The organism is Mesorhizobium sp. M0983, assembly GCF_040318975.1.
Classification (GTDB): domain Bacteria; phylum Pseudomonadota; class Alphaproteobacteria; order Rhizobiales; family Rhizobiaceae; genus Mesorhizobium.
Genome location: NZ_JAMYNH010000004.1, coordinates 185,783 through 208,193, shown reverse-complemented (window position 1 = coordinate 208,193; position 22,411 = coordinate 185,783). Strand labels below are relative to the sequence as shown.

Genomic DNA, 22,411 nt, shown 5'->3' with positions numbered 1-22,411 from the left:
CGCTCTCCCCCAGGCATGATTACCACAATCAAGCTTTCCGTTTCGGGGACCGGTCATGAAGGACGTGCTGAAGGAACTCGAGCGCCGCCGCGAGGTCGCTCGCATGGGCGGCGGCCAGGCCCGCATCGACGCCCAGCACAAGAAGGGCAAGCTGACCGCCCGCGAACGCATAGACGTCTTTCTCGACGAGGGCTCGTTCGAGGAGTTCGACATGTATGTCGAGCACCGCTCGACCGATTTCGGCATGGAGAAAACCAAGATCGCCGGCGACGGCGTCGTTACCGGCTGGGGCACCGTCAACGGTCGCCCGGTCTATCTTTTCGCCAAGGATTTCACCGTGTTCGGCGGCTCGCTGTCCGAGGCGCATGCCGAAAAGGTGGTCAAGGTGCAGGAGATGGCACTGCGCAACCGCGCGCCGATCATCGGCCTCTACGACGCCGGCGGCGCCCGCATCCAGGAAGGCGTGGCGGCCCTCGGCGGCTATGCCGAGATCTTCCAGCGCAATGTACTGGCCTCCGGCGTCATTCCGCAGATTTCACTGATCATGGGCCCTTGCGCCGGCGGCGACGTCTATTCGCCGGCGATGACCGACTTCATCTTCATGGTCCGCGACACCTCCTATATGTTCGTCACCGGCCCGGATGTGGTGAAGACCGTCACCAATGAGACGGTCACCGCCGAAAGCCTCGGCGGCGCTTCCGTCCACACGACGAAGTCCTCGATCGCCGACGGAGCCTACGACAATGACGTCGAGGCGCTGCTGCAGATGCGCCGGCTGGTCGATCTGCTGCCCGCCTCCAACACGGCGGAAATTCCCGAGATCGAATGCTACCAATCGGTCACCGATCACGATCTGTCGCTCGACCGGCTGATTCCCGACAATGCCAACAAACCTTACGACATCAAAGAGTTGATCCTTAAAGTTTCCGACGAGGGTGACTTCTTCGAGATCCAGCAGAATTTTGCGAAAAACATCGTCACCGGCTTCGGCCGTGTCGAAGGCCGCACAGTCGGCTTCGTGGCCAACCAGCCGATGGTGCTGGCCGGCGTGCTCGATTCGGATGCCAGCCGCAAGGCCGCGCGTTTCGTGCGCTTCTGCGACTGCTTCTCGATCCCGATCGTCACCTTCGTCGACGTGCCGGGCTTACGCCCCGGCACCGCGCAGGAATATGGCGGGTTGATCAAGCACGGCGCCAAGCTTCTGTTCGCCTATGCCGAAGCGACCGTGCCAAAGATCACCGTCATCACCAGAAAGGCCTATGGCGGCGCCTATGATGTCATGGCGTCAAAACATCTGCGCGGCGATATGAACTATGCCTGGCCAACGGCGCAGATTGCGGTGATGGGCGCCAGGGGCGCGGTCGAGATCATCTATCGCAAGGACATCGGCGACGCGGAGAAAATTGCAGCACACACAAAGGCTTACGAGGATCGCTTTCTATCGCCCTTCGTTGCCGCCGAGCGCGGCTATGTCGACGAGGTGATCATGCCGCATTCGACCCGCCGCCGCATCGCCCGCGCGCTCAGGATGCTGCGCAACAAGGATATGCAAAACCCTTGGAAGAAACACGACAACATCCCGCTGTGAGGGGCTGATGTCGCGCCTGGTCCTCTACATGGGAGCGCGTTTCGGCAGATTTGCCATCCTGCTCTTCGCTCTCCCGCTGTTCTGCCCAATAGTCCTGTGGTTCTGGCTCCTCGATTGGCATCCGCTCGCCGTCATCGCGACTGGTGCTGTTGCAATCCCGGCCGCGATGCTGGCCATCGTTCTGTTGATCGGAACATTGTTCGCCGGTTTTCGACCCAGCAAGGTCAAGGGGATTACTCGGGAATCAGCCCCGAAGCTGTGGGCTGTCTGGGAGAGTATTGCCGGCAAACACCGCGCCAGCCGAACGAGGATCATCCTGAGCGACGATCTCAACGCCAGCGTCGGTGAAGAGCGGCCGTTTCTAGGCTTGCTTGGTCGCAGGCCGATTCTCACCATCGGCCTGCCATTGCTCGCAGCGACCGACCAAAAGGCATTTGCGGCGATCTTGGCTCATGAGGACGCCCATCTGAAAAACAAAGATACAAATGGCGGACTCAACCTGGCCGAACTCGAGAAAAGCTTCGATCTAATCTTCGACTTCGCTCCTCCGGGGAAAACCGTTTCAGGCAGCCTGTTCTACTGGATGCTTGGTCCGCTGTCGCGCACTCTGGAGCGCGAAGAAATACGGTTGTCGCGACGAGCGGAAATTGACGCAGATCGCCATGCAGCGACGTCCGGCGACGCACATGATGCGGCCCGCGCCCTGCTTCTGATCGGTGCCGCCAGTGCGTTCTTCGATGATCAAGTCTATAGCCCGCTCCAGCGTGAACTGCTTGGCGCCATGGCTCCGCCCCGTCCACCACTCGAAAGGGTCCTGGCGGCCGCCGCTCACTTGTCGAGACTTCCCATTCTGCAGGAGTATGCTCAAAAAGCGTGGGACGCGCGAGATAACGAAAGTGCGGACCATCCGCCCTGGTCCGAACGTCTGATTGCTCTTGGATTTAGCTCGGCTCCAGAGATAGAACCAATTCTGGTTTCTGCCTTGTCGAGCCTGCTGAGCGATGCGTTCGTCGCCGAACGCGTCCGCCATTTCGACGGCGAATGGACATCGAACATCGCCGACGACCTCGATCGATAGCTATCCACCTGGAACCACTGCGGCCAATGCCTCAGTCGGTGGCCTATTCCTCTTCCGCAGCACCGAACCCGGCCCCCATCGTCGCGCGGGCAGCGCCCGACCACGGCGTGGCGTGATTGTCGATGCGCATCTGGAAGATAAAATAGGTCGGCGAGCAGAAGCCGATGCCTTTCACCTTGCCGATACCGGGCGTATCGGGTGGCAGCGACTGGCACATGTAATCCTCGCGGCAGAAATGGTCGGCCGAGCAGGCAGGACGATTGCCGCGATTGACGGCACCGCCCAGGCACTGGTCGAAATTATTGGTCGCCACGCAGGTGTCGAATTTTTTGCCGCCAACCAGCCCGCAAATCTCGTTCGGCATCGGCTTGCCCGGTTTGAAGGCGGCAAAGCTGCGATCCCGGTCGTCGCAGCCGCGATAGGCGATACCCGCCGGCACGCCGATCTTTGGCGGTCGGCAGGTGTAGCCGGCACGCGAAATGCTTGGCGCGAACGCCGCGAACTGGCCGGTGATGGTATAGCGGTCATTGAAAGGCTGTGCCGGGTTGCTGGCGATCGAGCCGGTCAGGCATGGATGGCCGGAAAACATGTTTTCGCTGTCCTTGGGCAGCAGGCATTGCGCTAGCTTGGTGCGCACGCCGGACACGGTCGCCAGCGGCGTGCAGACGGTGCCGCCGCCGCATTGCCGAGTCGCGCCAAAGCGGGCCGCATCCGCCGGCATCAGGCACGGCATCGCCATCTCGGCCGGCGAATAGGCGATCTGTCCAGCATCGCTCCATGTCGCCGGCGGCGCGAAGGACAGCGGGCGGAAGCGGTTCGGTTCCTTGCCGTCGGCAGTCGCGTGCAGCCAGGCGACGCGACGCGGGATGTCGGCGTGGAGATGCGGCGAGATGCCGACCTCGATGCGGTTGAGCGGCGAGGTCGTCTTGTCATCGAGGCCGATGAAATGGAAACCGGCGGTCGAGCCCGCCTGATGGCAGCCTTGGCAGGCGCCGTTGTCCAGCCGCTCGACCAATGCCTCTGGCGTGCGCACCAGCTTCAGCACAGAGAAATCGAGCCCTTCGAAATCCGCGGGCTGGAACAGCGGCGTGAACGGGTGGTTGGCCTGCCTTGCGCTGCCGAAGGTCGACCACGAAATGACCTTCCTTGCCAAAAACTCATCGGGGATTTGGTAGACGCCTAGATCGACCGCCGCAACATTGGTGCGGACATAGTCGGCAAGTCTTGCTTTCAGCGCGGCGTCTTCGGCAAGACGTGCCATGTCGGGCGTGTTTTCCAGCGGCTTTTCGCTGACAGCCGTTCCGTCGATGCCGAAAATTCGCATGAGATAGGCAGCCTGCCCGCCGAATTCGGTCTCCTGGCCGGAGGGGAAGCGGACCACTTGCGCATTGAGCTCGAGTTGCTTGAAGGTGAGCGCCGCTCTTTCCAGCGGCCCACCGATCAGCCAGCCGGCATCGACGCTCTCGTCGAGCTGTGGTGCCCAGCGTCCGGCGACGCCGACACAGCCGCCATCGACATCCGGCGTGGCATTGTAGACGGCACTGAAATTGAACGGCAGGCGCGAGGCCAAAACCTTGCCGTTCTTCTTGAAGCTGTAGGCGAGGCGATAGATGAAGCGCACTTCGCCGCAACTCCCGTCGCCTTTCAGCGCGGCGAAGTCGCGCCGGTCGAGCCGGTTGACCACGCCGACGAGACGGAAGCGCGCTGCGTCGGTCCTCAGCCAGCGCATGTCCATGACACGGCCAACATTGCCGTCGGTCACCTCGTACAGCGGCCGGCCGCCGGCCTTCATCTCGGTCCGCAATGCTGCGACGTCGCTTGCAATCGTTTCGACGATCGCGTGGTAAGCCGGCGCCTTGTCATAAAGCGTCTTCAAATCGCCCTTGCCGTCGACGCCGAAAATGCCGGCGAAGCCAAAGCCCTTGGCATCGAGAGCAGCAAGTACCGCTGGATCATCGACGATGGTCACCGGCTGCTCAGCGGCATTCGCCGACAGTGTCGCCAAAGCGGCCATGACGAGCGTGGTGAAAAGGAGTGCAATGCGTCTCATCGAAGGTCCGGCTGGCTTTCGATCAATTCCCGCAGCACTGGCACCAGAGCCGACGGTAGATCCTCGGCGATCAAGCCGGGCCCGAAACGACGGCCGGCCTCGGCGTGGATCCAGACCGCCGCGCAGGCAGCCTGGAAGGCCGCCATGCCTTGCGCCAGCAATCCGGCCGCGATCCCCGACAGAACGTCACCAGAGCCAGCCGTGGCCAGCCACGGCGCACCGTTGGCATTGATCGCGGCCCTGCCGTCGGGCGCCGCGATCACCGTGTCGGCACCCTTGTAGACGACAATGGCATTGGCGCGCTTTGCTGCTTCGCGCGCCTTGGTCACTTTGGACTGTTTTTTGTTCCCAGCGATATCTGGAAAAAGCCTGGCGAATTCACCCTCATGTGGCGTCAGCACCAGTGCCGGTGACCATGTCTGACGCGCTGCGTCGAACAGTGCCTGAGGCTGAAGCGCCAACGAGGTGATGGCGTCGGCATCCAGAACGATGGCACTGGCGTGAATTTCAGGCGTAGCCGCTGATGCGCGGGTCAGATCCGCGATCGCCGCAATCAACTGCAATGCGAAATCGCCGACCTTGGGTTTCGGCCCGAGCCCCGGTCCGAACACCAGCGCCTCGGGATGCCGCGCCACGAGGAATTCCTGCACCTCTTCGAGCGAGCCGGCCTCGCGCAGCATGATCGAGGTCAGATGCGCGGCGTTCACCTGCATGGCGTTTCCAGGTGAAAGCACAGTTACTGCCCCTGCCCCACTGCGAGCCGCGGCCATGGCCGACAACCTCGCTGCGCCCGTCGCACTCGGTCCGCCGGAAAAGACAGCAACATGGCCACGCTTGTATTTATGCGAATCGACAGCCGTTCTCGGGAAGTACCATCGCAGCCAAAGTTCCGGTGTGTTCTCGAACGCCGTGACCTTGAGCTGATCGATGATCCCATCCGGAATGCCGATATCGGCGACGATGATCTCGCCGCACAGCTCGCGCCCCGGCATCAGCAGATGGCCTGGCTTTTTCCGCACGAAAGTCACCGTGACCTCGGCCTGGAAGTGAGCGTTAGTCAAGCCGGTCTCGCCTGACACACCCGAAGGCAAATCGATCGAGACCACCGGGACGCGCTCAGCGCTGCTCAAGCCTGAGACGGCCAACGCATGCATCGAAATGTCCTTGGACAGTCCCGCGCCGTAGAGTGCGTCCACGACCACTTCACCCGCTTCCGGGTAGCAATGGCCAATGTGTTCCACGGGCAAGTTGCAGGCATCAGAGGCCAACGCGGCATCGCTTCCGGGTTTCTGCTTGCCTTCGGCCCAGACGGCAACGTTCATGCCGGCCTCTGCCAACAACCGCGCCACGACATAGCCGTCGCCGCCATTGTTGCCGGGGCCGCACAGGACGTGGACGCGTCTCGCCTGGGGATAGCGCGCCAGGACGACGGCAGCGACCGCTTCGCCGGCGCGCCGCATGAGGCCGAAGCCATCGAGTGGCCCGGCCGCAATCGCCAGCCGATCGGCCTCGGCCATTTCAGACGGAGACAAAAGTTCGTTGCTCATGGAATATCAGGCGACATGCACATCATTTCCCCAAGCATTGTCCAGTTTTTGATCCGACGCAAACAACGAAGGTCCCTAAGCAAAGTTGGCGGCGTACCTCGTTCGGGACGACGGCGCGCAGCTGCTCATGAAATATCCGATCTGCCCAATTTTTGTGCGGACGGCAGGACCGGCGGTGTGTAGGCTCGCGGTGTTCATGGCGCATCCGACGCAGCGAATGATGCGAATGTACATTCCTGCGCGGCATGGTATCCAAATCATGTGAGGCTGCTCGGCGCCCCATCAATTGGCACAGTTCGTGCTTGATTGAGGCGCAAGCGGGGCTCACAACCCGTCTTTTTTGGCAGTGGAGGCCACTTTTTACATGAAAAAGATCGAAGCGATCATCAAGCCGTTCAAGCTAGACGAAGTGAAAGAAGCGCTTCAGGAGGCCGGGCTGCAAGGTATCACCGTTACCGAGGCCAAAGGGTTTGGCCGCCAGAAGGGCCATACCGAGCTTTATCGCGGTGCCGAATATGTCGTCGACTTCCTGCCGAAGGTGAAAATCGAGGTCGTGCTCGGCGACGATGCCGTCGAAGCCGCGATCGAAGCCATCCGCAAGGCGGCCCAGACCGGCCGCATCGGCGACGGCAAGATCTTCGTCTCCAACATCGAGGAAGTCGTGCGCATCCGCACCGGCGAAACCGGCATGGACGCGGTCTGAATTTTCCCGTTAAAAGGCCATGTTCAAAACGTCATCACATAGGGAAGCAGGGACATGACGACAGCCAAAGACATCATGAAGCAGATCAAGGACAACGACGTGAAGTTCGTCGATCTGCGCTTCACCGATCCGAAGGGCAAACTGCAGCACGTTACTATGGATGTCGTCGAGGTCGAGGAAGACATGTTTGCCGATGGTGTCATGTTCGACGGTTCCTCGATCGCCGGCTGGAAAGCGATCAACGAGTCCGACATGGTGCTGATGCCCGATCCCGATACGGTGCATATGGACCCGTTCTTCGCCCAGTCGACCATGGTCATCCTGTGCGACATCCTCGATCCGATCTCGGGAGAATCCTACAACCGCGACCCGCGCGGCACCGCCAAGAAGGCCGAGGCCTACATGAAGGCGGAAGGCATCGGCGACCAGATCTTCGTCGGTCCTGAAGCCGAGTTCTTCGTGTTCGACGACGTCAAGTACAAGGCCGATCCCTATAATACCGGCTTCCGGCTGGATTCGACCGAATTGCCGTCCAATGACGACACCGATTACGAGACGGGTAACCTCGGCCACCGGCCGCGCATCAAGGGCGGCTATTTCCCGGTGCCGCCGATCGATTCGGCACAGGACATGCGCTCGGAAATGCTCACCGTGCTCGCCGAGATGGGCGTGCGCGTCGAAAAGCACCACCATGAAGTGGCCGCCGCCCAGCACGAGCTCGGGATCAAGTTCGACACGCTGGTCCGCAACGCCGACAAGATGCTGATCTACAAATACGTCGTGCACCAGGTCGCCAATGCGTATGGCAAGACGGCCACTTTCATGCCGAAGCCGGTATTCGGCGACAATGGCTCTGGCATGCACGTCCACCAGTCGATCTGGAAGGAAGGCAAGCCGACCTTCGCCGGCAACGAATATGCCGGCCTGTCCGAGAGCTGCCTGTTCTACATCGGTGGTATCATCAAGCATGCCAAGGCGATCAACGCCTTCACCAACCCGCTGACCAACTCCTACAAGCGCCTGGTACCCGGCTATGAAGCGCCGGTGCTGCTCGCCTATTCGGCACGCAACCGCTCGGCCTCGTGCCGTATTCCGTTCGGCTCGTCGCCGAAGGCCAAGCGCGTCGAGGTCCGCTTCCCCGATCCGGGCGCGAACCCCTATCTTGCCTTCGCCGCCATGCTGATGGCCGGCCTCGACGGCATCAAGAACAAGATCCACCCGGGACAGCCGATGGACAAGGATCTCTACGACCTTCCGCCGAAGGAATTGAAGAAGATCCCGACCGTCTGCGGCTCGCTGCGCGAAGCCCTGCAGAGCCTCGACAAGGACCGCGGCTTCCTGAAGGCCGGCGGCGTCTTCGACGACGACCAGATCGACAGCTACATCGAGCTTAAGATGGCCGAGGTGATGCGCTTCGAAATGACCCCGCATCCGGTCGAATACGATATGTACTATTCGGTCTGATCTGGATCGTTGCAGCCAACAAAAAAACCCCGGCGGAGACGCCGGGGTTTTTTTTTATTGCGATGCGATCGGAGAGAACGTCACGGCGCAGACCTGAGGTCTACGCCGGGACGAATGTTCAAGCCGCGGCCGAAACCTCGGCGCTGGTCGGGACGGAGGCGATCGTCTTCAATATCTGCGAGGCAATCTGGTAGGGGTCGCCCTGCGAGTTCGGACGGCGATCCTCGAGATAGCCCTTGTAGCCGTTGTTGATGAAGGAGTGCGGCACACGGATCGAGGCGCCGCGGTCGGCGATGCCGTAGCTGAACCTGTTCCACGGCGCGGTCTCGTGCTTGCCGGTCAAACGCTTGTCGTTGTCCGGACCGTAGACGGCGATGTGATCCATCAGGTTCTTGTCGAAAGCCGCCATCAGCGCTTCGAAATACGCCTTGCCGCCGACTTCTCGCATATAGGCGGTCGAGAAGTTGGCATGCATGCCGGAGCCGTTCCAGTCGGTATCGCCGAGCGGCTTGCAGTGATATTCGATGTCGATGCCGTATTTCTCGGTCAGGCGCTGCATCAGATAGCGTGCCATCCACATCTGGTCGGCGGCCTTCTTGGAGCCCTTGCCGAAAATCTGGAATTCCCACTGGCCTTTGGCCACTTCGGCGTTGATGCCTTCATGGTTGATGCCGGCGGCGAGGCAAAGGTCGAGATGCTCCTCGACGATCTGCCTGGCGACGGAGCCGACATTGCTGTAGCCGACGCCGGTGTAGTACGGGCCTTGCGGCGCCGGATAGCCACTCTCGGGGAAGCCGAGCGGGCGGCCGTCCTTGTAGAAGAAATACTCCTGCTCGAAGCCAAACCAGGCACCCTCGTCGTCGAGGATGGTGGCGCGCTTGTTGGATGCATGCGGCGTCACGCCGTCCGGCATCATGACCTCGCACATGACGAGCGCGCCATTGGTGCGGGCGGGATCCGGATAGACGGCGACCGGCTTCAAAACGCAGTCGGAGCTGTGGCCCTCGGCCTGCATGGTCGAAGAACCGTCGAAGCCCCACAGCGGAAGCTGGTCGAGCGTCGGAAACTCGGCATAGTCCTTGACCTGCGTCTTTCCGCGAAGATTGGGAACCGGGGTGTATCCATCGAGCCAAATGTACTCGAGCTTGTATTTCGTCATTCTAGCCTCTCGTTGCTTGATCACCGAACCCTGGATGGCGCCGGGGCGAGCCGGCCTATCCAGCAGCCGACCTGCCGACTGTTAAAATGCAATTCGTGTGCCATTTGGCTGGCGACGGGTGCGGCAAAAGCGATGTAGTGTCGGCGCAAAATTGCTGAGCCGTCGTAATTGTGCGATCGGATCGCTCACAAGCATAGTTTGCATAAATATTGTGCAGCTACTGATCTTTTTATAATCATGTTGCCTAATTCGATTGCGAAACCTATCTTGGGGAAAGGTTGAATCGGCAAGGTTGTGCCGAAGAAAGGAAACCGACAATGGAAATCACTTCCACTCCTCAGTCGGCCAAAATCCTGATGTTCCCGGTGGCAGCGCGCGCTTCTGCCTCAAATTTAAGCGGAAAGGCTAAGTTCGCAGCAGAACTTGCTTCTTTGCGCAACCGAACGGATTTCGGAAGTGCCTGGTATCATGAGGCAGCGATCGAAGAAGCGAAAAACGATCGGAAGAGCTGAGCCTCCCCATCTCTCGTCTCCCTCCGATGAATCGCAAAGCCCGGCGCGATCGCTCGCGCCGGGCTTTGCTTTGAATCGGGACAGGTCGGCTATTGCTTGGTATGCAGGTCTGTTCCGAGGGTATCCCTGATGAAGATCATGCCGATGACCAGCGACATCGCCGCGATCACCACCGGGTACCAGAGACCGTAGTAGATGTCGCCCTTGTAGGCGCTGAGCGCGAACACCGTCGCCGGCAGCAGCCCGCCGAACCAGCCATTGCCGATATGGTAGGGCAGCGACATTCCGGTGTAGCGGATGCGGGTCGGAAACATCTCGACCAGGATCGCGGCGATCGGCCCGTACACCATCGTGACGAAGATCACGAGGACGAACAGGACGGCGATCGTCATCGGCCAGTTGACCGCGGCCGGGTCGGCAAACATGGCAAAGGGACCGCCGCCCGGTATGGTGTAGACAGTGACCTCGGGGGCTCCCGCAGCCTCATCGGCAGTCAGCAGCTTGTCCTTGATCGCCTGGTCGGTCGGGACCGTCGCCTTGTCGCCGGAGCGGATCGCGGCCGTATCGAGCTTCAGCTCGGGATTGGCCGCAATGAAGGCCTCAAGCTTCTGGTCCGGCACCTTGGCCGCTGCCCGCTTCAGCGGATAGCCGCCGTCCCGAAGCGCTGTGTTTACCGCTTTGGCGAAAACGGCGTCCTTAGCCTTGGCTTGATCGCCGGCCGCAGTCGCGTCGTACGACTCAACTGTCTCGTTGCCGATTTTGACCGACGCTGCAGTGCCGGGGGCTGCCGTCGTTACCACGTCATAAGGCACTGAGTTCTTGGTCAAGAACGAGGTGGCGATATCGCAGGACGTCGTGAACTTCGCCGTGCCCACCGGATTGAACTGGAACTTGCAGTCGCCCGGTGCCGCGGTGACCGTCGCGCGCGTGTTTTGCTGCGCGGTGGCGAGCGCCGGGTTGGCTGCCCAGGTCAGCGCCTTGAACAACGGGAAAGTGCAGACGATCGCCAGTGCAAGGCCGGCCATGATGATCGGCTTGCGACCGATCTTGTCGGAGAGCCAGCCGAACACGACGAAAAAGATGGAGCCGACCGCCAGCGCGATTGCGATCATGATGTTGACCGACTGCGCGTCGACCTTGAGCACGTTGGTTAGGAAGAACAGCGCGTAGAACTGGCCATTGTACCAGACCACGGCCTGGCCGGCTGTGAGGCCGAGCAGTGCCAGCAGCGCAATCTTTGCGTTCTTCCATTGGCCGAAGGCTTCCGTCAATGGCGCCTTGGAGCCTTTGCCTTCGTCCTTCATGCGCTGGAAGGTCGGCGATTCAGAAAGCGACAGCCGGATCCATATCGAAATCCCGAGGAGCAGAAAGGAAACGATGAAAGGAATGCGCCAACCCCACGCGGCGTAGGTTTCCTTGGCCATCGACCCCTGGACGATCAGGATGACGACCAGCGACAGGAACAGGCCGAGCGTTGCCGTCGTCTGTATCCACGACGTGTAGTAGCCGCGGCGATCGTCGGGTGCGTGCTCGGCGACATAGGTCGCGGCACCGCCATACTCGCCACCGAGCGCCAGGCCTTGCAACATGCGCAAGATGATCAGGATCACGGGAGCGGCAATGCCCAAAGTCGCATAGCCAGGCAGCAAGCCGACCAGGAAGGTCGACAGGCCCATGATCGTCATCGTGACAAGGAAAGTGTATTTACGGCCGACAAGATCGCCGATGCGGCCGAACAGCAATGCGCCGAACGGACGCACGAGGAAGCCAGCGGCGAAAGCCAGCAGCGCGAAGATATTGCGCGTAGCTTCCGGGATGGTTGGGCTGAAAAAAGTCGAACCAATGAACACTGCCAACGAGCCGTAGAGATAAAAATCATACCATTCGAAAACGGTGCCGAGCGAGGAGGCGAAGATGACCTTCTTCTCCTCGCGCGTCATGCCGCGGCTTGTTTTGCCGGCGGTCGATGCCATTGCCATGAGTGTATCCTCCCGTGTGATTCCGTCGGTCCTCGATGCTGCGCGTCATCGTCAGCGTTTCCTCGGAACGCAGACTCAGTGCAGCCACCGGTGCAAAAAATGACAGAAAGCAGTGCCCAGAGGCAGACCGCCTTTGGGATTATGACTTTGGTCTAATGTGCAGTGCGAAATAGCGGGCGGTGCCGTCAGCCTTTGAGCGCTTCGAGCAGGCTGACTGCCGCCATCATGTCGCGCTTGCGGGCGGCGCGGCGGGCGACGGCCTCGGCATCATGGCCCCATTGCTCGGCCTGCCAGTCCTCGTCGACATGGCCGGCAGCCCAGGCCACCTCGCCGTCGAGCTCGCCGAAATCGACGGCCAGCGCCAGCAGCGCCGATCCGGTCAGCGAGGTCATGACGTGGATGGCAGCAAGGCGCAGCGGATCGGCACGTTGGGCTAGATGCTGGCCAAGCAGCGCGATACTCTCGCGCGGCTGCTCGACGTGGATCACGCCTTCGGCGAGCTGGAACCGGGCGCCGAGCGCGCTGCGCGCCCAGTCGATGACCGGATCCCAATGCTCGTTCTGCCGGTCGACCAACCCCTGTGGTGCATCGGCGCGGTAGCAGAGCATATCTGATGAGGCGAAACGCAGGATGTCCTCCAGCACCGCCTGGGGATCACTGGCGACCCCATCGATTGCCGTATTGACCAGACGCATCAACGGCATCGTTACCGGGTCGATGGTCTCCTCCTGTGCGGCGAATTCGTCCGCAATAAGAGCAGCCGCCTTTTCGGTCGGCAGCGCCAGCAGCGCCTTGGCGGGCGTGCGGACGGGCTTGCCATCGAGATGGACGGCAAAACCATCCTCGACCGGTGCCACCGCGACGGTCTTGTAGAAGCGTTTTGGCAGCGGCGTCTTCATCTGGATCTGGGCGCGACGCACCGGATCCGGATCGGAGAGCTGCTTTCCAGCTTCGAGGTCGTTCAAAATATCGCGCATGCTCATCCGGGGCTTTGTTTTCGGGCCGGCCGGTTGACGATGATAAGACCGGCGGCGATCAGGCCGAGTGCCAGAAAGATACGAACGGTCAACGGCTCGTTCAAGAACACGGCGCCGCAAAGCACGCCGAAGACCGGCGACAGGAAGGTGAAGCTCGACAGGCCAGATGCAGGGTAGCGCCGCAGCAGCCAGAACCACAGCACATAGGTGAAGGCGACAACGTAGACGGCCTGGAACAACAGCGCCAAGGTCGGCAGAAGGGTAAAGCTGCGGACGGGCGGCCCGGCAAAGGGCATCACCAAAATGCCGACGGCGGCGGCACCGGCCAGCTGATAGAGCAGCAGCTTTTCGGCGCTGGCCTCCACCAGTTTCGACCGCTTGATGACAATGTTAGTCACGGCCCACAGAATGCCGGCGCCGAGACTGAGCAGGTCGCCGCTCAACGTCTCGCCACCATTAGCGCTCAGTTTGTCGGAAAACACCGCGACCAGCCCGGCGAAAGCGAGCAGAAGCCCAACGAGCTTGCGTGCCGTGATGCTTTCGTCCAGCAGGAAATGGCCGCCGACCAGCATCCAGAACGGCATGGTGTTGACCAGCAAGGTGTTGCGCACGACGGTGGTGTGCTCGAGCCCGACATACAGAAACAGGAACTCGAGACCGAAAAGCGCGCCTGCCAGAATGCCGGCGACGAGAGTCTTGTCGGGCGTGAACAGCGCGATGCCGCGCCAGCGGCACCAGCCGAAAACACACAGGCCGCCGATCACCGAGCGGGCGATCGATAGGAAAACGGGATCGTAGCCGGCATAGGAGATCTTGGCGGCGACGTAGTTCAGGCCCCAGGAAAAGGTCAGCCCGACCATGATGGCGGCGGCCGCCAGATCGACCGCGTCACGGCGGTCGAGCGTATCTGTGGCGACGCCCACCGGCCCTAGTCCTCCGCGCTTGCGTCGTCGAAGCCGATCAGGTTCCAGCTCTGGCGCATGTGCGGCGGCATCGGCGCGGTGACGTCGACAAACCCCTTATCGGGATGCGGGATGACGATGCGGCGGGCGTGCAGATGCAGGCGGTTCTGCATGCCGCCGGGAAAATCCCAATTGGTGTCGGCCTCGAAATATTTGGGGTCGCCGATGATCGGGCAGCCGATATGCGCGGCATGGACACGAAGCTGGTGGGTGCGGCCGGTATACGGCTCCATCTCCAGCCAGGTCATCGTCTGTGCAGCCTGCTCGATGACACGGTAGTAGGACACGGCGTGGTCGGCACCCTTTTCGCCATGCTTGGCGATGCGCACGCGATCGCCGTCGGGCGTCGGTTCCTTGATCAACCAGGTCGAGATCTTGTCCTCGCGCTTCGGCGGCACACCCTTGACCAGCGCCCAGTAGGTTTTCTTCGTCTCACGCGCCCGGAACGCTTCGGCGAGCTTCATGGCGGCGAGCCTTGTACGGGCGACAACCAGAACACCCGACGTGTCGCGGTCGAGCCGGTGCACCAGACGCGGCTTCTCGCCCTTCTGGTTGCGCCAGGCTTCCAGCATGTCGTCGACATTGCGGGTGACCCCGGAGCCGCCTTGCACTGCCAGGCCGGCCGGCTTGTTGAAGACGAAGACCTTCGGGTCCTCATGGATCAGCATCTTGGCCAAGACATCGGCATCGCCCTGGTTGCGTATCGAATGGCCGGTGAGCGGGCTTTCGCCTTTCTTGTCCACTTCGAGCGGCGGCACACGCACCGTCTGGCCGGCTTCGACGCGTGTATCGGCCTTCACCCTGCCGCCGTCGACGCGGATCTGGCCGGAACGCAGCAGCTTCTGCAGATGACCGAAACCGAGACCGGGGAAATGGGTCTTGAACCAGCGGTCGAGCCGCATGCCCGCCTCACCGGTATCCACTGTGATCTGTTCAACGCCTGCCATGATTCCAATCGCCGTTTTGCGAACATGCAACGGCATTCGCCGGCACCCGCAATCTCACTCGGTTATTCGTTGTCGGTTCCATATTGCAGAACCTGAACTTTCTCCAGCGTGATCAAGCCACTTGTCATGATTGTTTCAAGCACGGGCAGAAAAGCGGCCAATTTTTCCTCGTCGTCGACGATCTCGATGACAAGGGGAAGGTCCTCCGAGAGACGGAGGATCTTCGTGGTGTGAAGTCGGCTGGAATGGCCAAATCCCATCGCCCCGCGCAGGACGGTCGCGCCGGCAATCTGCATTTCGCGGGCCTTCAGCACGATGACCTCATACAGCGGACGGCCATCTGCCCTGTCGTTTTCGCCGATAAATATGCGCAGCAATTGTGCCTGTGGTGGTATCTTCATTGCCTGGATCCTCTCAGCTGGTTGAGGCGCACTGCAAAGATGTGGCCAAGCCAGACGGCGGCAAGCCAGGCCACCACGGAGATCGCGATATTGAGTGCCGCCGCCACAAGCTTCCCGCTTTGCGCGAGGGTGAGTGTTTCAAGGCTGAAAGCGGAGAAGGTCGTCAGGCCACCGCAGAAGCCGGCCATGAAGAACTGGCGCTGCAGCGGACTGGCGAAGACGCGACCATCCGGTCCCGTCAATGTCGCATAGAAGCCGATGAGGAATGAGCCGACAATGTTGACGAGGAGTGTGCCGAAGGGAAATCCAGTGCCCCACCAGGCGGTGCTCGCCAATGAGGCGAGCGCCCGCAGCACGCCGCCGATCATGCTGCCAGCGGTCACGGTCGCATAGATACGAACCGTTTGGCTCGTTCGGCGCCAGCCAATGAGGCGCGCCGCACGCCCCGCCATCCCGTCGGAGCGGAGCTTCTGCGGGCCGCTCATGGCGCCCCGCTGCCAATCAGAAGACTTCCCGCGGCAAAGCCCAGCGTCACGCCGCCGAGGCTCAGGAAAACCGAAAGCAGCACATTTCCGCCGGCGCGCAGCCATTCGCCCTCACGCGCCAGCGCCAGCGTCTGCAGGCTGAATGAAGAGACCGTGGTGTAGCAGCCGAGGCCGCCGGTGACGACAAAGGCCCAAAGGGCAGGCATGCCGTCGCGCGCCACGGCATGCGCAACGACGCCGATTGCAAACGCCCCCGACACATTGACGACCATCGTGCCCCAAGGAAAGGTCTCGCCGACCCGGCGGGCGACGCAGCCGGACAGGAAGAAGCGGGCCATTGCACCGATCGCGCCACCAAGACAGACAAGCAACAGATGATACATCGTGCTCCCTCGCGCCAGTTACGCTACGGTGTCAGGCAGCTCCGACCTTCTTCGGCTTGCTGGAGGCGATCATCTTCCAGTTCTTGTAGAACATGGCATTGATGCGCTCGACGCTGACCGAAACAATGGCGAGGAGCGTCGAGATCAGACCGGGAAACGGCGATGGGCGAATGATGTCCATGAACACGCAGTAGCGGCGCCCGTCATACTCGTTGACCGAGCGATGAAGCAGCGTGTCGTCGAAGATGAACAGCGGGTTCTCGTGCCAGTAATTCTTGGCGTTGCCACACTGGACGAACACTTCCGATTTCACCGGGATGAGGTTGTAGAGAATGCGCAGGCTGAGCCGGAGCGGGCCAAAGTGCCAGGAAGTCGATTCCCTGCCGCTGAACACAGAGACGGCAATCGTCTTGATGTATTTGAAATCCTTGTTGAATTCGGCGACGTTGTCTATTTTGTGCTTGCCATACCACTGATAGACATACATGCCGCGCCGGCCGCTGCCGAAATTGGCGTCGATGTCGGCGATGATCTCGTCCTTGCGTGCCTTGAAGACATCCAGGACCTCGTTGACCTCGCGCTGGTAGTCCGGAGGAAACTGGTCCAATTTCCAGACACCGCGGTTTCTATAGCACAGCAGATCCACCAGCAGATTGAAGGGCGAAAGCAGCCAGGTGAAGATGCCGTTGCCCAGGAAATAACCACTGAACAGCGCCCAATTCTTGTTGTCGTTGCGCAACACGTCGATCAGGCCGAGGACGATGAAAATCGTCGTCAGAATGGGAATGACATAGAAGCCGAGCGCCAGCAGCGGAATGGCTATGGCGAACTTCCGAAGGGTTTTGCGGGATTTTTTTGTCATTTTTCCACGCGCCAGGCGCGATTCCGTTCTGAATATCGTCGGTACGTTTCTGGCCTGCCGCCGGCCGAAGGCGCATCTTGATAGGGTTTTTTATCCCATCAGACAACGGCGATCACACCAGTGTGCGACTGGCAGCTACTTTTCCCGCTCGCTGCGCAGCTTCGCCCAATAGTCCAGCCGCTTCCTGATATCGCGCTCGAAGCCGCGCTCGGGCGGATCGTAGAATGTCTGCCTTCCCATCTTCTCAGGAAAATAGTCCTGGCCGGAAAAAGCGTCGGGCTCGTCGTGGTCGTAGCGATAGCCGGCGCCGTAATCTTCCTGTTTCATCAGCTTGGTCGGCGCATTGAGAATGTGCTTGGGCGGCAGCAGCGAACCGAATTCCTTGGCCGCCTGTGTGGCGGCCTTGAATGCGGTATAGACTGCATTGGATTTCGGCGCGGTAGCGAGATAGACGGTAGCCTCGGCGAAGGCCAGTTCGCCCTCGGGCGAGCCCAGATAGTCGTAGGCGTCCTTGGCGGCGTTGGCGACGACGAGTGCCTGCGGGTCGGCCAGCCCGATATCCTCCATCGCCATGCGCACCAACCGGCGCCCGAGATAGAGCGGATCCTCGCCGGCGTCGAACATGCGGGCCAGATAGTAGAGTGCCGCGTCGGGGTCGGAGCCGCGCACCGATTTGTGCAAGGCGGAGATCAAATTGTAATGGCCGTCCTGGCCCTTGTCGTAGATCGGCGCGCGGCGCTGGACGATGCGCTGTAAGGCCTCGGCGCCAAACACTTCACCTGATTTGGCGGCACGCCAGACCTCTTCGGCCAGTGTCAGCGCCGCGCGGCCGTCGCCGTCGCTCATGCGGATGAGCATCGCCCGCGCCTCGTCATCGAGCGGCAGCGCCCTGCCCTCTGCCTCCTCGGCCCGCGCCAGGAGCTTGGCGATGCTGTCCTCGCCGAGCGAGTGAAAGACCAGGACGCGTGCGCGCGACAACAGCGCGGCGTTAAGCTCGAAGGACGGGTTCTCCGTGGTGGCGCCGACCAGCACGACGGTGCCGTCTTCCATCACGGGCAGAAAACTGTCCTGCTGGGCGCGGTTGAAGCGATGGATCTCGTCGACGAACAGCAGTGTCTGGCGGCCGTTGGAGCGGCGCAGCTTCGCTGCCTCGAACACTTTCTTCAGGTCGGCAACGCCGGAAAACACGGCCGAGATCTGTTCGAAAGCGAGGCTTGTCTCGCCGGCAAGCAGCCGTGCGACCGTGGTCTTGCCGGTGCCGGGCGGGCCCCAGAAGATCATCGAGCCGAGCGAGCCGGAGCCGATCAGCCGCGTCAGCGCGCCGTCGGGACCGGTCAGATGCTCCTGGCCGACGACCTCGCCGAGGTTCTTCGGGCGCAGACGGTCGGCCAGCGGCCTGCCGGGCGGCGTCTTTTCCGGTTCATCGACACTGAACAGATCGGCCATGCAACTTCTTCTGCCTGGAGCCCGACCATGCTGACGTCGGGCTTAGTAACGCAACACCTGGCGCAGTATCTGCCCGCCGCGCTCGACGGTAAAGCGCCACCAGCGTGTATCCTGCTGGGCTATCTGTTCCAGGGTCGCCGCCTTGTCGATCGTCAGGCCATTGACCTCACGCACGATGTCGCCCGGCTGGAAACCAAAATCGGCAGCGGGCGAATCGCGGTTGATATCGACGACGGTGACGCCTTTGACATCGGTGCGCAGACCAAGCCGCTGGGCAAGCCGTGGCGATAGTTCGGCAACCCTGGCACCGGAAAACGGGCTACGGCCGCGCAATGTGAGCTCCGCAGCTTTGGCGCCCTCAGGCGGCCGTTCCAGCGCGATGTCCATCGTCGCCTGCTGACCCTTGCTTAGAACGCCGAAGCTGGCATTCGTACCGATCGACAGCGTCGCCATCCGGTAGTCCAGCGCCCCGACGCTCTCGACCGGCTTGCCGTTGAGCGACAGCACCACGTCACCAGGCTTGAGCCCTGCCTTGGCAGCGGGTCCTGCCTCTTCGACCGAAGAAACCAGCGAGCCGGCCGGTTTGTCCATGCCGAGCGATTCGGCAATCTGCGGCGTCACCGCCTCGAACTCGGCACCGACATACGGCCGCTCGAAGAAGTCGAGCCCGGCCTTGGCCGCATCGGCGAAGGCGCGAACCATGTTCGAAGGGATGGCAAAGCCGATACCGATCGAGCCGCCGCTACGGCTATAGATCGCAGTGTTGATGCCGATCAGTTGACCACCCATGTTGACCAGCGCGCCACCGGAATTGCCCGGGTTGATGGCGGCGTCGGTCTGGATGAAGAAGCTGGAATCGGAGACGCCGATATGGCTGCGCGCCACAGCCGAAATGATGCCGCTGGTGGTGGTCTGGCCGACACCGAACGGATTGCCGATCGCCAGCACCAGGTCGCCGACCTCGAGCGCGTCGGAATCGCCAATGGCGATCACCGGGAACGGCTTGTCGGAAGAAATCTTGAGCACGGCGAGGTCGAGCGTCTCATCCTTGAGCAGCACCTTGCTGTCGAATTCGCGCCCGTCGGCGGTCGCGACCTTGACCTGGTCGGCGTCCTTGACGACGTGGAAATTGGTGACCACGACGCCGGTCGGATCGACCAGCACCCCCGAACCGAGCGAAGACTGCGCGCGCGGCTGCGAGCGGCCGAAGAACTCCTCGAAGAACGGATCGCCATCAAAGGGCGACGTCACCTTGGCGGTTTGCGAGGCGTAGACATTGACCACGGCCGGGGCCGTCTGCTTGACCAGCGGCGCGAAGGACAGCTGCACCTCCTCGCGGCCGAACGGCACGCGCTTGTCGGGGCCGGAGGTGGCGTTTTCGCCTTCGACGCCATGCAGCAGATCGGTCAGCACGTCGGACAGACCGGGATCTGGCTTGGTCTCCTCCGCCAGCGCGTGCCTGGCCGCCGGCACGACGGCCAGCGCCATCAAGGCGCAGATCAGAACAAGGGACAGCCGTTTAACGCGCATTCCGAATCCTCCAAGTCGGGCGCCATTGTCCTGACGATTGTGCAAAATGAAAGGCTAAGCCGCTGAAATCCGATTATTTTGCGCGGCAAAGCAGTTATAGGTCGACGTGACCCCGAAAGCCGCGTCAACGCTCATGAAAAAACAGCTCGTTTCATTCCGTGATTTTTTGAAGACCGGCACTTTGGGGCCCGTGTACCCCGGAATGAAGATGATCGAAATTGCCAAAGTGCTTGGTGCGCCGGACGACTGGCTAACCGAGTATGCTGAGGCGGTGCCCGAGTACTGGTTTTACGGAACGCTTGAGGCCTCATTCGACAAAGACCCGCCACATGAGCTGGATTGGTTTCAGATCGAACATGTGCATGCAATTCGCGGCAAGACCGAACGCATAACGGACCAGTTCGTCCTTTCGATGGAAGGGCTCAATGGCAGAACGAAGCCCTCGGAATTCCTGGAAGCTGGCTTGTGGGCCCCGGACGAGGTGAAGATTTTCTATGCCAAATTTTCAGACTGGGAGTTCACGCTGGATCTCTGCGCTGGCCTTGTCCATATTTTTTTTCGCGTCGATATCGACTTTATCGAGAACGGCGAAATCGAACGATATCTGAGCAAAACATCCGTCGCGCAGATCATCAGTGATATCGACCGGAGAACGGTGGTCGACAGCATCTACTCATACCGACATCCAAGTTCCGAGCAGAGGAGAATAGAACTCGACTGGAAAGTTCTGACCGGAAACGAGTACCTTGCCCTTGTTAGGCAACACATATCGCCCAAACGAAAAGGGGCCCGCAGGCCCCTTTGAACTTCTCAGCAAAACCGAAGCTTATGCGGCTGCGGCTTCCTCTTCGGTGCCTTCGGCCTCGATGCGGGCGCGGTCGCCGGCGCCTTTGGCCGAGGTGTCGCGGTCGACGAATTCGATGACGGCCATTGCGGCATTGTCACCGTGACGGAAGCCGGCCTTCATGATGCGCAGATAGCCGCCATTGCGAGTGGCGTAACGTGGCGCGATTGTGTCGAACAGACGCTTGACGACGCCCTCATTGCCGATCTGGGCAATCACTTGGCGGCGGGCGTGCAGGTCGCCGCGCTTGCCGAGCGTCACCAGCTTCTCGACGATCGGACGCAGATCCTTCGCCTTCGGCAGCGTGGTGAGGATCTGCTCGTGCTCGATAAGCGACACGGCAAGGTTGGCAAACATCGACTTGCGATGGCTTATGCTGCGGGCGAACCGGCGGCCTTTAAATCCGTGGCGCATGGCTCTTCTCCTTCATTGCGGGTTCAAGAGGCCTGAGCCTCAGTATTGATCTTCGTAACGCTTGGCGAGGTCTTCGATGTTTTCCGGCGGCCAGTCCGGCACTTCCATGCCGAGATGCAGGCCCATCGCCGCCAGGACTTCCTTGATCTCGTTCAGCGACTTGCGGCCGAAGTTCGGGGTGCGCAGCATCTCGGCTTCGGTCTTCTGGATCAGATCGCCGATATAGACGATGTTGTCGTTCTTCAGGCAGTTGGCCGAACGCACCGAAAGCTCGAGTTCGTCGACCTTCTTGAGCAGCGCCGGGTTGAAGGCAAGCTCGGTAACCTGTTCGGCAGCGACTTCCTTCTGCGGCTCGTCGAAATTGACGAACAGGCCGAGCTGGTCCTGCAGGATGCGAGCGGCGAAGGCCACCGCGTCCTCGCCCGAGATCGAACCATCGGTCTCGATGGTCATGGTCAGCTTGTCATAATCGAGAACCTGCCCCTCACGGGTGTTCTCGACCTTGTAGGAGACCTTCTTGACCGGCGAATACAGGCTGTCGACCGGGATCAGCCCTATCGGCGCGTCTTCGGCGCGGTTGCGGTCGGCCGGCACATAGCCCTTGCCGGTGTCGACGGTGAATTCCATGCGGATCTCAGCGCCTTCGTCCAGCGTGCAGATGACGTGGTCGGGATTGAGGATCTCGACGTCGCCGACCGTCTGGATGTCGCCGGCGAGAACCGCGCCCGGTCCCTGCTTGCGCACGACCATGCGCTTGGGGCCATCGCCTTCCATGCGGATGGCGATTTCCTTGATGTTCAACACGATGTCGGTCACGTCCTCGCGCACGCCGGCGATGGACGAGAATTCATGCAGAACGCCGTCGATCTGCACGGCGGTCACAGCCGCGCCACGCAGCGAAGACAGAAGCACGCGGCGCAGCGCGTTGCCGAGGGTGAGGCCGAAGCCGCGCTCGAGCGGCTCGGCGACCAGCGTGGTCAGCGTCTTCTTCTTCGACGAGAACTCGATCTTGTTCGGCTTGATCAGTTCCTGCCAATTTTTCTGGATCATAGTGCTTTCCTTCCGTTGTCCCGCCACCAT

The 22,411-nt window shown here is 61.2% G+C and carries 21 protein-coding genes; 6 read left to right on the top strand and 15 right to left on the bottom strand.

Features of this window, described 5'->3' with window-relative positions:
- Nucleotides 1–55: 55 nt before the first annotated feature.
- Both NKH71_RS10175 and NKH71_RS10170 read left to right on the top strand, forming a co-directional pair.
- Nucleotides 56–1,588 carry an acyl-CoA carboxylase subunit beta gene (locus NKH71_RS10175; protein WP_352894843.1) on the top strand — a complete coding sequence of 511 codons (1,533 nt, stop codon included), beginning with the start codon at nucleotides 56–58 and terminating at the stop codon, nucleotides 1,586–1,588.
- A gap of 7 nt (nucleotides 1,589–1,595) precedes the next feature.
- On the top strand, nucleotides 1,596–2,666 hold the full coding sequence (locus tag NKH71_RS10170; RefSeq protein ID WP_352718459.1) for a M48 family metallopeptidase: 1,071 nt from the start codon (nucleotides 1,596–1,598) through the stop codon (nucleotides 2,664–2,666).
- Nucleotides 2,667–2,709: 43 nt separating this feature from the next.
- On the opposite strand, the gene NKH71_RS10165 is transcribed toward NKH71_RS10170, so the two are convergent.
- A complete protein-coding gene (locus NKH71_RS10165) occupies nucleotides 2,710–4,716 on the bottom strand; it encodes a hypothetical protein (protein ID WP_352894841.1) in 2,007 nt (668 codons plus the stop codon).
- On the bottom strand, nucleotides 4,713–6,263 hold the full coding sequence (locus NKH71_RS10160) for an NAD(P)H-hydrate dehydratase (protein WP_352496328.1): 1,551 nt from the start codon (nucleotides 6,261–6,263) through the stop codon (nucleotides 4,713–4,715). The genes NKH71_RS10165 and NKH71_RS10160 overlap by 4 nt, the downstream gene beginning before the upstream one ends.
- 364 nt (nucleotides 6,264–6,627) lie before the next feature.
- Here NKH71_RS10160 and NKH71_RS10155 point away from each other — a divergent pair, with 364 nt between their 5' ends.
- Entirely contained in the window at nucleotides 6,628–6,966 is a 339-nt protein-coding gene (locus NKH71_RS10155) for a P-II family nitrogen regulator (RefSeq protein WP_019857988.1), read from the top strand.
- A gap of 54 nt (nucleotides 6,967–7,020) precedes the next feature.
- Nucleotides 7,021–8,430 (top strand): type I glutamate--ammonia ligase, encoded by a 1,410-nt coding sequence (gene glnA, locus NKH71_RS10150; protein WP_023717536.1) that lies wholly within the window; start codon nucleotides 7,021–7,023, stop codon nucleotides 8,428–8,430.
- Nucleotides 8,431–8,548: 118 nt separating this feature from the next.
- Here glnA and NKH71_RS10145 read toward each other — a convergent pair whose 3' ends face one another.
- Entirely contained in the window at nucleotides 8,549–9,589 is a 1,041-nt protein-coding gene (locus tag NKH71_RS10145; protein ID WP_023717535.1) for a glutamine synthetase beta-grasp domain-containing protein, read from the bottom strand.
- 317 nt (nucleotides 9,590–9,906) lie between these two features.
- On the opposite strand from NKH71_RS10145, the gene NKH71_RS10140 reads away from it, so the two are divergent.
- On the top strand, nucleotides 9,907–10,101 hold the full coding sequence (locus NKH71_RS10140; RefSeq protein ID WP_031193555.1) for a DUF2735 domain-containing protein: 195 nt from the start codon (nucleotides 9,907–9,909) through the stop codon (nucleotides 10,099–10,101).
- Nucleotides 10,102–10,190: 89 nt separating this feature from the next.
- Here the strand turns inward: NKH71_RS10140 and NKH71_RS10135 are convergent, their stop codons facing one another.
- From NKH71_RS10135 to NKH71_RS10090, 10 genes are all read right to left on the bottom strand, one after another.
- Nucleotides 10,191–12,080, bottom strand: a complete 1,890-nt coding sequence (locus NKH71_RS10135) for an MFS transporter (protein ID WP_352791625.1) — start codon at nucleotides 12,078–12,080, stop codon at nucleotides 10,191–10,193.
- Between the two features lie 185 nt (nucleotides 12,081–12,265).
- Complete coding sequence (locus NKH71_RS10130; protein ID WP_023717533.1) at nucleotides 12,266–13,057, bottom strand: ATP12 family chaperone protein; 792 nt, start codon at nucleotides 13,055–13,057, stop codon at nucleotides 12,266–12,268.
- A gap of 2 nt (nucleotides 13,058–13,059) precedes the next feature.
- Nucleotides 13,060–13,917 carry a DMT family transporter gene (locus tag NKH71_RS10125; protein ID WP_084642491.1) on the bottom strand — a complete coding sequence of 286 codons (858 nt, stop codon included), beginning with the start codon at nucleotides 13,915–13,917 and terminating at the stop codon, nucleotides 13,060–13,062.
- Between the two features lie 68 nt (nucleotides 13,918–13,985).
- Nucleotides 13,986–14,966: an RluA family pseudouridine synthase gene (locus NKH71_RS10120; RefSeq protein ID WP_023717531.1), complete on the bottom strand. Its 981-nt coding sequence runs from the start codon at nucleotides 14,964–14,966 to the stop codon at nucleotides 13,986–13,988.
- Between the two features lie 62 nt (nucleotides 14,967–15,028).
- Nucleotides 15,029–15,367 carry a DUF190 domain-containing protein gene (locus NKH71_RS10115; RefSeq protein WP_023717530.1) on the bottom strand — a complete coding sequence of 113 codons (339 nt, stop codon included), beginning with the start codon at nucleotides 15,365–15,367 and terminating at the stop codon, nucleotides 15,029–15,031.
- Complete coding sequence (gene crcB / locus NKH71_RS10110; protein ID WP_352894989.1) at nucleotides 15,364–15,819, bottom strand: fluoride efflux transporter CrcB; 456 nt, start codon at nucleotides 15,817–15,819, stop codon at nucleotides 15,364–15,366. The genes NKH71_RS10115 and crcB (NKH71_RS10110) overlap by 4 nt, the downstream gene beginning before the upstream one ends.
- A gap of 29 nt (nucleotides 15,820–15,848) precedes the next feature.
- Nucleotides 15,849–16,235: a fluoride efflux transporter CrcB gene (gene crcB, locus NKH71_RS10105; protein ID WP_352482511.1), complete on the bottom strand. Its 387-nt coding sequence runs from the start codon at nucleotides 16,233–16,235 to the stop codon at nucleotides 15,849–15,851.
- A gap of 31 nt (nucleotides 16,236–16,266) precedes the next feature.
- Nucleotides 16,267–17,097, bottom strand: a complete 831-nt coding sequence (locus tag NKH71_RS10100) for an aspartyl/asparaginyl beta-hydroxylase domain-containing protein (protein WP_023717527.1) — start codon at nucleotides 17,095–17,097, stop codon at nucleotides 16,267–16,269.
- A 135-nt stretch (nucleotides 17,098–17,232) separates the two neighbouring features.
- The gene (locus NKH71_RS10095) at nucleotides 17,233–18,543 is read right to left on the bottom strand and encodes a replication-associated recombination protein A (protein ID WP_023717526.1); all 1,311 of its coding nucleotides are present in this window, start codon (nucleotides 18,541–18,543) and stop codon (nucleotides 17,233–17,235) included.
- Nucleotides 18,544–18,585: 42 nt separating this feature from the next.
- Entirely contained in the window at nucleotides 18,586–20,073 is a 1,488-nt protein-coding gene (locus NKH71_RS10090; RefSeq protein WP_023717525.1) for a DegQ family serine endoprotease, read from the bottom strand.
- A gap of 106 nt (nucleotides 20,074–20,179) precedes the next feature.
- On the opposite strand from NKH71_RS10090, the gene NKH71_RS10085 reads away from it, so the two are divergent.
- Nucleotides 20,180–20,878, top strand: coding sequence for a hypothetical protein (locus NKH71_RS10085; RefSeq protein WP_352894840.1), 699 nt, complete (start codon nucleotides 20,180–20,182; stop codon nucleotides 20,876–20,878).
- Nucleotides 20,879–20,899: 21 nt separating this feature from the next.
- Here NKH71_RS10085 and rplQ read toward each other — a convergent pair whose 3' ends face one another.
- Nucleotides 20,900–21,331, bottom strand: coding sequence for a 50S ribosomal protein L17 (gene rplQ, locus NKH71_RS10080; protein WP_023675127.1), 432 nt, complete (start codon nucleotides 21,329–21,331; stop codon nucleotides 20,900–20,902).
- 39 nt (nucleotides 21,332–21,370) lie between these two features.
- Nucleotides 21,371–22,381: a DNA-directed RNA polymerase subunit alpha gene (locus NKH71_RS10075; RefSeq protein WP_023675128.1), complete on the bottom strand. Its 1,011-nt coding sequence runs from the start codon at nucleotides 22,379–22,381 to the stop codon at nucleotides 21,371–21,373.
- Nucleotides 22,382–22,411: the final 30 nt, after the last annotated feature.